This is a genomic window from Vibrio sp. KUL80 (genome assembly GCF_059725495.1).
Genome location: NZ_AP045842.1, coordinates 528,893 through 541,015, shown reverse-complemented (window position 1 = coordinate 541,015; position 12,123 = coordinate 528,893). Strand labels below are relative to the sequence as shown.

Below are 12,123 nucleotides of genomic sequence, written 5' to 3'. Positions count from 1 at the left end.
AATAGTGTCAGAATCCTCTTTAGGGTATTAAAGATCAGAATGTTGGTTGACGACAATTCCAGTTTTCTATCGTGATGAGTTGAAAGATTGATTGACAGAATTAGGTCCAGAGCTATCAAGATACGCGTTGGGGTGGGAACTATTTTTGAAAGATAACCACAAAAAAGTGTGATTTGAGTCTTGTTTTTTTCTTGGTTAGGTATAAAATTACAATCAGATGAAATTTAATTACATTTTAATCGGGAAACAATCATGAGTTATGAACTAGGTTCTGCGTATATTGGTCAACTAGCAGCAAAGAAAATGATCGATGACATGATGTATGGAAAGCCGACGCCAAAGAAAAAGTCGTTCGTTAAGCGAATGATGAAGAAATTGGCAAAGTAATGGATTCAAAAAAGCCCGCAATTAATACTGCGGGCTTTTTGTTTGTATCTTCAAAGCGTTAAGAAGCATTCTTCTCGCCAAAATCGACAACATTGTCTGGTGTTTGAGCGTGGCTTCGATCCTTCAACCACTTCTCTAAATTGTCGGCACCACCAATATATTCCCCTTCCAACCAGATCTGCGGTACTGTCACTGGCGTCTTCAAGCCAATATGTGCTTTCACCTCAGGAATCATACGATACAGAGCGGCACTGTCTTTGACGACATCGGAATAGGTGTATGGGATACCTGCTTCATCAAGCATCTTCTTGGCTTTCACGCAATAAGGGCAGGTCGCTTTCCCATAGACAATGTTACCTTGTAAGGTATCGCGCTTGGTCCACTCCTGAATCACAGACTGCACGAGAACACCGCGGTTTAAGGCTTCTCCCTGACTGACGACTTTACCTTCAACCATCAGTATTGGAGCGTGCCATGATCCTGCTTTAAGAGGTTCCCACCAGTGAGACAGCCAATCTTTCACTTCAAGCTCAATAGGAATACCGTCCAGCTCGTTAGCAAAGGTATCCGTTAGGATGTCTTTTGTGAGCGTACATTCACCACAAGGAATGTTTACCTTGAATGGTCCCCAACTGCCTGCCCAACGATATAGAGTGAGTTTGATTGGTTGTGCCATGTTATTCGCCTCTTAATTCTTCCATTTATAGAGTAGAACCTTGGTTACGGGTTTTCATTTCATTCAGAGCAAAATATTTTTTACTTTGCTCGTTTAGACGTTTCCCAATGGGTAATGAACGCGACCGAAGCAATAATGATTGCGGCACCCAACCAGAGGCGTCCCGGTGGTGCCCAGCCAAATACAATCCATCCAGCGAGCACATTCATAGGCAGTTTAGCATGGTCAAATGGTTGTACGAATGAAGCATCAGCGACGGAGTAGGCTTTTACAATTGCCCACTGTGCCAACGCTGTGAGCGCACCTGCGCCTATTAAAAGCGCCCATACCCAAGCTGAGCTAGGCAAAGACCACTCGGGTACGGCTAGAAATAAGTTAAATGGCGTGATCAAAAGCAGTAGGTAGACCACCATGGTTGAAGGTGAATCTTCCGAAGACAAGTGTTTCACCATCAAAGAGTAGCACGCCCAAAAGAAAGCAGCACCGACTGGCAGCAAAGTTGCCCAGCTAAAATCATCCGCCCAAGGCTCGAGTATGATCATGGCTCCGACAAAGCCAAACAAAGTGGCTAGCCAGCGAGCAGGACCAACATTCTCTTTAAGCAATAGCCCTGAACCGAGGGTTGCAAATAAAGGTGATGTCATTAGCAAGGCGATTCCTTGCCAAATAGGCACGGGATAGGCAAGCGCCCACATCCATAGCTGAATACCAATGACAGAGAGAAAGACTCGAAAAAGGTGTTTAGAGAAATGTTGTGTCTTTAGTGAATGTCTTAACCCAAGCGAGCTGAGGTAAGGCAGTATTACGACGAGCGCTATTGCGTACTGAATCAGTGCGACCATAGTAGACGGCATTTGATGATTAATACTGACCACTTGCGCAATGTTATTTACAAGAGCGAATGACGCCCCAGCCGCTAGCATCCATACTGCTCCGCGAATAGGTTGGTGGTTTGAACTCATAGGTTGGCTTTAGATTGCATTCTTAGTTTTTGCGCATGTTACTACGAATGTTTAACACCACCAAGCGAGCGAGCTGAGGTACTCAGTTGAAGTACACACTGATATTCGCTGCTTTAGATCAATTTATCCTCCAAATGTTCAAATGCTAGTCAGTTGCTTATTGATTTTTTATGCTGGTTAAAGCATATTTATGCCAAATTTTATGCTTAACTAAAACATAATTATGAACACTCACACTGAAGCGCATTCAAGCGCGTCGTCAGGAACCAAAACCTGGCAGATGCCGGATACTCTTATCCTAATCTTTATCGTTGGCATCCTAGCAACGTTGTTGACCTATTTTATTCCAGCTGGTCATTTCGACAGTCAAGAAGTGACCTACTTGGTGGATGGTGCAGAGAAGTCTCGTACGGTAATCGATCCGCACTCTTTTGAGTATGCAACCGATGAAAATGGCGACCTGGTATACAAGTCAGTAGGTTTGTTTGCATCAGGTGGCGGCATTGGTCTTATGAACTTCGCGTTTGAAGGCCTAGTTTCTGGCTCTAAGTGGGGTTCAGCGATTGGTGTCATTATGTTCATGCTGGTTATTGGTGGTGCATTTGGCATTGTAATGCGCACTGGTACTATTGATAACGGTATCCTAAGACTTATCGACAAAACTAAAGGCAGCGAAGCGCTGTTTATTCCAGTTTTGTTCAGTTTGTTCTCGCTCGGTGGTGCGGTATTTGGTATGGGTGAAGAAGCGGTTGCTTTCGCCATTATCATAGCGCCATTAATGGTTAGGCTTGGCTATGATGGCATTACCACGGTAATGGTCACCTACGTAGCGACCCAAATCGGTTTTGCTACTTCGTGGATGAACCCATTCTCAGTAGCCGTCGCTCAAGGTATCGCTGGCATCCCAGTGCTATCAGGTATGACAATGCGCATGGTGATGTGGGCTGCGTTTACGATTATCGGTATTGCCTTCACCATGATTTACGCCTCTCGCGTTAAAGCGAATCCACAGCTATCTTACAGCCACCGAACGGATGGTTATTTTAGAAAGCAAACTGATACAGTACAGGAATCTCGTTGGAACCTAGGTGACACTTTAGTTCTGTCCACTGTCGTTGTAACGACTATCTGGGTAGTCTGGGGTGTAGTGGCTCACGCGTGGTATATTCCAGAAATCGCGTCTCAGTTCTTCACTATGGGCTTTGTTGCCGGGCTTATTGGTGTGATTTTCCGCCTTAATGGTATGACACTAAACGACATGGCTGATGCATTTAAAGAAGGTGCGTCTATCATGCTAGCGCCTGCTTTATTGGTTGGCTGTGCCAAGGGTGTCTTGCTGATTCTCGGTGGCGGTACAACGGATGAATCGAGCGTATTGAATTCAATTCTAAACAGCGCTGGTGGCATGATCAGTGGTCTTCCTGATGTCGCTGCTGCGTGGCTAATGTTCGCTTTCCAATCAATTTTTAACTTCTTTGTGACCTCAGGCTCTGGTCAGGCAGCCTTGACGATGCCGTTGCTAGCCCCACTTGCTGACATCGCAGGCGTAACGCGCCAAGTAGCAGTGCTGGCGTTCCAGTTAGGTGATGGCTTCACTAACGTTATCGTACCAACCTCGGCGTCGCTTATGGCGACACTCGGTGTCTGCCGTATCGATTGGGGTGACTGGGCAAAATTCTGCTGGCGCTTTATACTGCTGCTATTCGTTTTGGCAAGTTTTGTGGTTATTGGCGCGCACCTCGCAGGATTCGCGTAACATCGAACACAATACAAACTTGATTGATACTAAAAGCGGGCATAGTCCCGCTTTATTTTTATAGGCAATTCAATGACTCAACAACAACTTCAATCAGAGTACTCTACGATTACTGCACTTGACGTCGATTCACTCGCTGCGGGCGTTCACCGATTTTGGTTCCAAGCCTCAACGAACGCGATGGGCGTGAATATCCAATTGCCAGTGATAACAATCAAAGCTGACAAGCCGGGCCCTAAAGTCATGATTACGGCAGGTGTACATGGTGATGAGCTTAACGGCATATTGACGGCTCACAAACTCGCGCGAACGCTTGAGAATAAAGTGAGTGCAGGTGTGGTGACGATCGTTCCATCGGTCAACATCCCTGGGATTTTGAATCACAGTCGCGACTTTATCTCATCGGATCCAGACGCATCACCAGCCAACTTGAACCGCTTCTTCCCTGGTAACGAAGAGGGCGATGCGGCAAACCGCTATCTTTATCGCCTTTGGAATCTTTTACTCAAGCCTAATGCTGATTTTGCTGTGGATTTGCATACGCAAACTCGAGGATCAACCTATCCGCTGTATGTGTTTGCAGACTTTCGATTGGACAAGGCTCTTGAGATGGCTCGTCTCATTGAGCCCGATGTGATCTTGAATGATCCCGGTGATGCTGGCGTGCTTGAGACGGTATGGAACAGCTCGGGCATTCCAAGTATCACTATTGAAGTTGGGATGGGAAAAATTACCCAGCCAGAGTTGATTGAACGCACGGTAACCGGTGTTCAGCAAATTCTCATCAATAATGAAATGCTCGATGGAGCAGTCAAAGTGGTTGAACCATGTCAGCTGGAAGGGCAGAGCATTACCACGGTAAGAGCTCGTCAAGGTGGATTTGTCATCCCAGAAGTAAGCTTGCTACAGTCTGTTGAAGAAGGGGAGTTGCTTGCGAAACAGTTTGACGCGTTTGGTATGCAGATATATAGCTATCATGCTCCGCATGCAGGTACGGTTCTGAGCTATAACGTTGATAGTTTGAGAGATCCGGGTGCGCTGGTTGTTCGCCTAATCCGATAAAAACGGGATAAAAAAAGCCTCCCCCGTATTAGCATAAGGGGAGGCAAAATAGTGACCACTTATTAAGCCTCTTCTGCCTAGATAGCATCTACTGCGTTATCTTCTCCCTCTAAAAAAACAACTCAACAGACACCGAGACCGATAAGTGCAAATGCTGCCAGCATTTGTCCCTACTACTAAAGCAGTACTCGTGCCAATAATTGGATTTAATTTAAGTTACTGAAATATAGGGTTAATATTAAATTTTGAAGATTGAATGGTAGGGAAGGATTCAGTAGAAGTGGTGCAATTGCACTAAGATGGGGAAGGCTGAGTCAATGACTCAGCCTTTAAATACGAAGCTACTTAACAAGTTGGCAGTGGTTGAATAGCTATGTTTACAAGCGATTAGAAATCGTAGCGAACACCTAGACGCATTGAATCTTCAGCATCCACCGCAGTAAGTTTACTTGATTCGCCTTTCTTAAGGTTGTTCAGTTTAAATGCAAGGTAAGTGCGTAGGTTGCTGTTGAACTTGTATTGACCAGTCAGCTCATAGAAATTGGTTTTTTCTTTGCCGCTGTTTGCGTCAACGGAGTCTTTTTCTGTGTTCTGGTAAGCCGCAAGAACCGAGAAGCCGCCTGTGATTTTGTAAGCTGCTGAAAGCTCAGCACCTTTAAAGTCAGTACCTTTCTTGTCATCTAGCTTACCTTGAGTATAGGTAGCGCCAAGCTCTAGTCCGCCGATGTTGTAGCCTAGGCCTGCAATTGTTTGTTTTGCGTTGCCTTCGTCGATACCGTTTGTTTGACCATTTCCATTTTGTGCATAGCCAAGACCGACAGACAGACCAAACGGCATTTGGTATTTCGCTGCGATACCCGCACCATCTTCGTTTTTGCCAGACGCTAGGATTGCAGATGCTTCGATAGTCAGGGCATCCGTGAACTCAGCAGAGTACTTCACAGTGTTGTTGACTTGCTCGTTACCCGCGTTGATGAACTCTTTTTGAATGCCTGTGTAGATTTGACCATTGTCAGACATTTGAGAAATGATAACGCCGGCCGTATCTTGCTTACCGAATGATACAGCACCATATTGAGTGCCAAGACCTGCGAACATGTAGCGCTGTTTAAAATCAGACTTGTTGTCTTTACCTGCTGAATCTGGAACGCCGTGTTCTGCTTCATACTTACCGAAACCAGTTAGGTTGTCGCTAATCTGAGTCTTACCTTGGATGCTTAGACGTGCACGGCTCTTGTTTTTCATTGTACCGTCTATCTTAGTGCCGTCATCTGCCCCGCCAAAGTCACCACGAAACTCCATACGACCACCAACCTCTAGAGAAGTACCATCATTGCTGTAAACTTCTGCTGCGCAAACGATACCTGACATCAACGCTGATACTACTGCACTCGCTAATGCTGCTTTTTTCATTGTGTAAACACCTTAGTTATCATAAATGAGGTTCATGCCTCAAAGTCGATGGCTAAGGTAAGGGGGGGGATTGTGAAGGTAATATTTCAGTTTGATTAAGGAGTAAATATATTTTTGATAATGTTTTTATAGGGTTAAGCTAGAAGGTCTCGTTTGTAAACATCAATAATTAAAAGGCATTTAGGGTGGATTGGTGTTTGCCGCGTTAATGTTTTGGGGGTGGGGAATGAAAAAGGCTAGAGATTTCTCTCTAGCCTTGCTTTATGAAATATGGAATTTTTTTACTTCAAATTAGAAGTCGTAGCGTAGGCCTAGGCGTACTGTATCTTCTACTTTCTCAACACCCGCATCTTCTGCTTTGCGGTTGTCAAGTTTGTACGATAGGTACGTACGTAGAGACTTGTTGAAGTGGTATTGACCAGTCAGTTCAGCGAAGTCATTTAGAACTAGTTTGCTGCCGTCACCAGTGTCTTTAAGCTCTTGCTTCTGGTAAGCTGCCATGATTCGGAAACCATTGTCAAACTTGTAAGTACCAGAAAGTTCAACACCAGAGAAATCTACGTTACCAGAGAACGGTACGTTAGATACGTTGTCGAACTTGTAAGCACCTTGAGTGTATGTACCACCAACCGTCAGGCTTGCAATTGAGTAGCTAAGACCACCAATGATCTGGTCTGCTTTGCCTGGGTCAAGTGCGTCGACACCACCAATTACTATCTCGTTGAAATCATTTTGCGCGTAACCTAGACCAATATCTAAGCCAAATGGCGTAGCGTAGATACCAGAAATACCATAACCGTTCTCATTTTTCTCATCAGAAGCAATAACACTCGCTTTCAGTGAGAACACATCCGCAAATACGTTTGAGTAAGCAATAGCGTTGTTCGCTTGCTCGTCACCAGCTGCGATAAATGTCTTCTGAGCACCAGTCCAGATTTGGCCATCATCAGACATTTGTGAAATTTGAACACCAGCCGTGTCTTGTTTACCAAAAGAAAAATCACCAAACTGAGTGCCAATTCCTGCAAACATGTAACGTTGTGTGTTTTTTCCAGCGCTACCTTCTTTGCCTGAACTAGACTTCACAGTTTGCTCAGCTTCATAAAAACCAAAACCAGTTAAGTTATCAGAGATTTGAGTCTCACCACCAATGTTAAGACGAACTCGAGAGTTGTTCTTCATCGTGCCTTCAATCTCATCGCCATTGCTGCCGATGAAATCACCACGGAACTCTGCACGGCCGCCAATTTTTAGTGATGTACCATCTGCATTGTAAACTTCAGCCGCTAGAGCTGAACCCGAAATCATAGCTGCAAATACTGCGCTCGCTAGAACTGCCTTTTTCATTTTAATTACCTTTATAAGTATTGAATAACATGATGCTTTGAAGCGACATCACGTCTTCCTTGGGATGCGGATAAGGTATGATTTAAATGTGACAGATAAATGTGATTTATATTACATTCTGATTTAATTGAACTTTTTCAAAAGTTAAATGTATATAAGTGTTTCTAGAGGTAAAAAAGGGCGAATATATTCGCCCTTTGTATATTGAATCGATTGATAGGTTAGAAATCGTAACGTAGACCTAGACGTAGTGAGTTGTCTGCATCTTGGAAAACGCCATCAACATTCGTTGTTTGCTCATCGTCTGCTTTAAGGTTGTTGAACTTATAAGTGGCATACGCGCGAATTGCACTGTTGAAGTAGTAAATACCAGTCAACTCAGCATAGTCACTCACGTTGTACTTAGAACCACCTTCTGGGTCAATTTCACCTTTTTGATAACCAACAACAACCTCAAAGTTGTTTTGGAATCTATATTGACCAACGAATTCGATACTGTTGAAGTCGTTGTTGCCTGTTGCTTTCTTGGAACCTTCGCCTTGAGTGTATGTTAAACCAAGGTATAGACCGTCTAAGCGGTAGTTTAAACCACCGAGGAACTGTTTACCGTCTTGTTTTGTACCTGCGTTATCATTCGCCGCATAACCAAGGCCAATACCTAAACCAATCGGTGTGTTATAAATTGCAGAAAGTGCATATCCATCTTGATCTGCTTCGTTTGCGGCTAATAAACTTGCTTTCACCGACAGTGCATCCATAAAGTAACCCGCGTAGTTGATAGCGTTGTTAATTTGCTCATCACCAGCAGCAATGTATGTTTTCTGAATACCACTGTGGGTAGAGATCGTATCAGACATCTGTGAAATCTGAACTGTCGCAGCATCTTGTTTACCGAAAGAGACTGTATTGCCTCCAGTTACTAAACCTGCGTACATGTAACGCTGTTGGAATTCAGTGTTGCCAGTTTTTCGATCGTCTTTTCCGTTACCTACTCCGTTACCGACAGTTTGCTCTGCCTCGTAAAACCCAATACCTTTCAAATCACTTGTAATCTGAGTCTCACCACCTACGTTCAAACGAAAACGTGATGCATTATTCATTGTGCCACCTAGCTCGTCACCATCTGCAGTACCCTGGAAGTCGCCACGGAATTCCGCTCGACCACCTACGCTTAGAGAAGTACCGTCTGAATTGTATACCTCTGCTGCAAGTGCTGAACCAGAGACGAGTGCTGTTGTAATCGCCGTAGCGATGGCTGCCATTTTCATAATTTTATCCTTTAATTATTTTAACCACTGCAATGTTTCCACTGCGAGATCGCTCGTATACCACCTACGAATGATCTAATTGAAGAATAGAACGGGTTCTGAATGTTTCCTCTTCGTTTGGTGTAAAGTTCCGTCCAAACTGTAATTTTGTGATCGAATGCTCATATATTGCCCAACTCATTGGCAGATCTGTAACTCATATAACTGACGGTGCAGCTCAATAACCACAACGGTTTCATCCAAAATCTTCACTGCACCTCCATAGACTGCATTTCCAATTGATAGAAAAAACAACGAGTAACGAAACTAGTGCTGGCTGTTTTTTTGAACGGTAAATCGGTAAAAAGCACCATAAAAACCCCAAAAGATCTCAATTTCACTCAACATAAACGATGTTTTAGAACTGTTTATGAAATTTATATTTATTGTATGTAGCTGAATTTATTTGTTTTATTGAAATAGAAAACACTGTTTTTAATGTTTTACGTCTTTTTATGAAGTCTTTGGGAACTTTGAGGTTAAAGTGACTCTCGTCATGTTAATCCAGCGTTACACACCAGTGGGTTGCATGCATAGGTGTTATGTCTGTGTACGTAACCGCTTAGTGAACGTGATGTCATTGATTTCGATGACACAAAAACTTGAAATATGGAAATCCCAATGAACAAAAAATTTATCGCACTAGCAGTGGCAGCTGCAGCATTCGGTACAACTGCACAAGCAGTTGAGCTATACAACCAAGACGGTTCTACTTTCTCTGTAGGCGGTCACTTCACAGTTGGTCTAGGTGACTCTGAGTCAACAGCTGGTGGTGTAAACTCTGTTTCTCCACGTATCAACATCGAAGCAACTCAAGACCTAGGTAACGGCTGGACTGCTGATACTAAAGCTGAGTTCCAAACAAACCTTCTTGACGGTGGCGCTAACTCTTTCACTACTCGTCTTGGTTACATCGGTGTTGGTCACGATGAGTTCGGTCGCGTAGCTGCTGGTACACAGTGGTCTCCATACTACGCTGCTGCGGGCGTAGCGGATCTTCCAATCGCTTTCGCGAACGACTTCCTATATGACAACCACGGTGCCCTAGGTACTGGCCGTGCTGACGCAATGGTTGCATACACAAACGGTTTCGACTTTGATAACGCTGGCTCACTATTTGTAGGTCTAGGTTGGCAGGGTTCTAACGACATCGATAACAAAGATGAGAACGACAACTCTATTGCTAAGTACAACCTTGGTCAACGTGGTCAAATCGCTCTAGGTTACGAAATTGCAGGCTTCGGTGTTAACTATGCGTACACTGGTGGCGATATTTCATCAACAGCACAAAACATCGATGACAAAGCTCAATCTCACCTAATCTCTGCTAACTACGGTACTTACGGTAAAGGCCTATACGTAGCTGGTGTTTATGCAATGAACGATTACATGAACAGCTACGAAGGTATTCAGCTTAAAGATACTAAGGCGTACGAAGCTATCCTAGCTTATGGCCTATCTAACAGCCTAAACCTAAGCATCAACTACGAAGCAGTTAAGAACGACGGCGATACTTTCGGTGCTGGCTACAACGGCGAAACTATCTACGCTACTACTGCTATCCAAGCTGAGTACGACGTAACTTCTCGTCTACGTGCATACGCTGGTTATGAGTTCGACCTAGAAGGTACAGGCGAATTCAAGAACGACAACACTCGTGACAACGTATGGATGGCTGGTGTTCGTTTCTTCCTATAATGGAAAGCGTCTAACCTGACATTTTGAAACCCGCTCTTATGAGCGGGTTTTTTTGCCTGAAGTTTAGGTTTATTGTTGGGGTGAATAGCTTCCTTTTATTGTATTTGTAGAAAAAATGCACAAAAGGTAAAAATATCTTACAAAAGATGAGGTTTGCTCTGTTTTTCTTAAAGCTCTGTTGGCTATCTTGTTGAAATGAAAGTAGTAACTATGCCTTCTTTTTGTCTTTGTAATTCTTAATTTCATTTAACGTCACATCGCGGAACTTCCCGTTTAAAGTAATTCCATATCGCAAACACATGTTTTTCATGCACTTGTAGTGAGTGTTCTGTCAATGCAGGCATTCAGGTAGTGCGATTAACACCCTATTACTTGAGTTTTGCTTCTCGCTCTTATGGATAGAAAGAAGCGCTTAAGTATGAAACCGTCATATGGAAGTCATTATGAACAAAACACTACTAGCAGTAGCAGTTACAGCTACAGCAATCGGTACTCAAGCTAACGCACTAGAGCTATACAATAAAGAAGGCACGCAGATGAACATCGGCGGTCACGTAACTGTTGGTCTAACAAGTGCAAACGGTAAGAACAAAGATGCAGCTGTTGAAGAGAAGTCTCCACGTATCAATCTAGAAGTTATCCAAGACCTAGGTAACGGCTTCAAGGCTGATTTCAAAGGTGAATGGCAACTAAACATGCTAGAAGGCGGCGAAAACTCGTTCAAGACTCGTCTGGGCTACATCGGCCTTGGTCACGACACATACGGTCGTCTAGCTGCTGGTACACAGTGGTCTCCTTACTACATGGCTGCGGGTGTAGTTGATACTCCAATCGGGTGGTCAAACGAGTTCCTATACGACAACCACGGTTTCTTCGGTACTGCACGTGCTGAAAAAATGGCAGCATACTCAAACACAATTGATTTTGAAGATGCAGGTTCACTATACATCGGTGGTGGCTGGCAAGGTTATAACGAGCAAAAAGACTCTGCAGGTCAAGAGTGGTTAACGACTCAAAACCGCGCACAAGTTGCTGCTGGCTACAACATCACTGGCTTCAACGTAAACGCTGCATTCAACTCTGGCAATATTATCGATAAGAAACAAGGCAAGCAAAAAACTGCTGAATCTGCGTTAGTGTCTGCTAAATACGGTAACTTCGGTTCTGGTCTATACGTTGCAGCAACCTATGCTGACAACAAGCACATGAACTCTTTTGACAACCAGCTAATTGATAGCACTAAAGCATTCGACTCTATCCTTGCTTACGGTCTAGATTTCGGTCTAAACCTAATCCTTAAGCACGAAGAGATGAACGATGACGAAGCGAACCTACGCGTTAAGTCTGGTACGTCTGTTCAAGCTGAGTACACAATCTCTCCTCGCCTACGTGCATACACAGGTTACAACTACGATAACCAAGGTGAAGGCAAGTACATGAAAGCGAAAGATCACCAGTTCATCATTGGTACTCGTTTCTACCTATAATCGCTTAGGTTGATGATTAAAAAGGCGC

General features: G+C 43.9%; 10 protein-coding genes. 5 read left to right on the top strand and 5 right to left on the bottom strand.

Annotated elements, in window-relative coordinates; translation table 11 throughout:
- Positions 1 to 252: 252 nt before the first annotated feature.
- Complete coding sequence (locus AC6I8U_RS19085) at positions 253 to 387, top strand: hypothetical protein (RefSeq protein WP_128649903.1); 135 nt, start codon at positions 253 to 255, stop codon at positions 385 to 387.
- Positions 388 to 445: 58 nt separating this feature from the next.
- Here the strand turns inward: AC6I8U_RS19085 and AC6I8U_RS19080 are convergent, their stop codons facing one another.
- Both AC6I8U_RS19080 and AC6I8U_RS19075 read right to left on the bottom strand, forming a co-directional pair.
- On the bottom strand, positions 446 to 1,063 hold the full coding sequence (locus AC6I8U_RS19080; RefSeq protein WP_234496346.1) for a glutaredoxin family protein: 618 nt from the start codon (positions 1,061 to 1,063) through the stop codon (positions 446 to 448).
- Between the two features lie 80 nt (positions 1,064 to 1,143).
- A complete protein-coding gene (locus AC6I8U_RS19075) occupies positions 1,144 to 2,025 on the bottom strand; it encodes a DMT family transporter (protein WP_498019313.1) in 882 nt (293 codons plus the stop codon).
- A 280-nt stretch (positions 2,026 to 2,305) separates the two neighbouring features.
- Between AC6I8U_RS19075 and yfcC the strand changes: the two genes are divergently transcribed.
- Both yfcC and AC6I8U_RS19065 read left to right on the top strand, forming a co-directional pair.
- A complete protein-coding gene (gene yfcC / locus AC6I8U_RS19070) occupies positions 2,306 to 3,781 on the top strand; it encodes a putative basic amino acid antiporter YfcC (protein WP_498019601.1) in 1,476 nt (491 codons plus the stop codon).
- Positions 3,782 to 3,853: 72 nt separating this feature from the next.
- On the top strand, positions 3,854 to 4,843 hold the full coding sequence (locus AC6I8U_RS19065) for a succinylglutamate desuccinylase/aspartoacylase family protein (RefSeq protein ID WP_498019312.1): 990 nt from the start codon (positions 3,854 to 3,856) through the stop codon (positions 4,841 to 4,843).
- 387 nt (positions 4,844 to 5,230) lie between these two features.
- Here AC6I8U_RS19065 and AC6I8U_RS19060 read toward each other — a convergent pair whose 3' ends face one another.
- From AC6I8U_RS19060 to AC6I8U_RS19050, 3 genes are all read right to left on the bottom strand, one after another.
- A complete protein-coding gene (locus AC6I8U_RS19060; protein ID WP_498019311.1) occupies positions 5,231 to 6,256 on the bottom strand; it encodes a porin in 1,026 nt (341 codons plus the stop codon).
- A 291-nt stretch (positions 6,257 to 6,547) separates the two neighbouring features.
- On the bottom strand, positions 6,548 to 7,603 hold the full coding sequence (locus AC6I8U_RS19055) for a porin (protein ID WP_498019310.1): 1,056 nt from the start codon (positions 7,601 to 7,603) through the stop codon (positions 6,548 to 6,550).
- A gap of 221 nt (positions 7,604 to 7,824) precedes the next feature.
- Entirely contained in the window at positions 7,825 to 8,871 is a 1,047-nt protein-coding gene (locus AC6I8U_RS19050; RefSeq protein ID WP_498019309.1) for a porin, read from the bottom strand.
- A gap of 660 nt (positions 8,872 to 9,531) precedes the next feature.
- On the opposite strand from AC6I8U_RS19050, the gene AC6I8U_RS19045 reads away from it, so the two are divergent.
- Positions 9,532 to 10,608, top strand: coding sequence for a porin (locus AC6I8U_RS19045; RefSeq protein WP_498019308.1), 1,077 nt, complete (start codon positions 9,532 to 9,534; stop codon positions 10,606 to 10,608).
- Positions 10,609 to 11,051: 443 nt separating this feature from the next.
- On the top strand, positions 11,052 to 12,095 hold the full coding sequence (locus tag AC6I8U_RS19040) for a porin (RefSeq protein ID WP_498019307.1): 1,044 nt from the start codon (positions 11,052 to 11,054) through the stop codon (positions 12,093 to 12,095).
- The last annotated feature ends 28 nt before the right edge of the window (positions 12,096 to 12,123 follow it).

Excerpts from the sequence above, each read along its gene's own strand:
- AC6I8U_RS19085 (WP_128649903.1), top strand. The coding sequence starts at position 253 with ATGAGTTATGAACTAGGTTCTGCGTATATTGGTCAACTAGCAGCAAAG.
- AC6I8U_RS19080 (WP_234496346.1), bottom strand. The coding sequence starts at position 1,063 with ATGGCACAACCAATCAAACTCACTCTATATCGTTGGGCAGGCAGTTGG.
- AC6I8U_RS19075 (WP_498019313.1), bottom strand. The coding sequence starts at position 2,025 with ATGAGTTCAAACCACCAACCTATTCGCGGAGCAGTATGGATGCTAGCG.
- yfcC (WP_498019601.1), top strand. The coding sequence starts at position 2,306 with ATGCCGGATACTCTTATCCTAATCTTTATCGTTGGCATCCTAGCAACG.
- AC6I8U_RS19065 (WP_498019312.1), top strand. The coding sequence starts at position 3,854 with ATGACTCAACAACAACTTCAATCAGAGTACTCTACGATTACTGCACTT.
- AC6I8U_RS19060 (WP_498019311.1), bottom strand. The coding sequence starts at position 6,256 with ATGAAAAAAGCAGCATTAGCGAGTGCAGTAGTATCAGCGTTGATGTCA.
- AC6I8U_RS19055 (WP_498019310.1), bottom strand. The coding sequence starts at position 7,603 with ATGAAAAAGGCAGTTCTAGCGAGCGCAGTATTTGCAGCTATGATTTCG.
- AC6I8U_RS19050 (WP_498019309.1), bottom strand. The coding sequence starts at position 8,871 with ATGAAAATGGCAGCCATCGCTACGGCGATTACAACAGCACTCGTCTCT.
- AC6I8U_RS19045 (WP_498019308.1), top strand. The coding sequence starts at position 9,532 with ATGAACAAAAAATTTATCGCACTAGCAGTGGCAGCTGCAGCATTCGGT.
- AC6I8U_RS19040 (WP_498019307.1), top strand. The coding sequence starts at position 11,052 with ATGAACAAAACACTACTAGCAGTAGCAGTTACAGCTACAGCAATCGGT.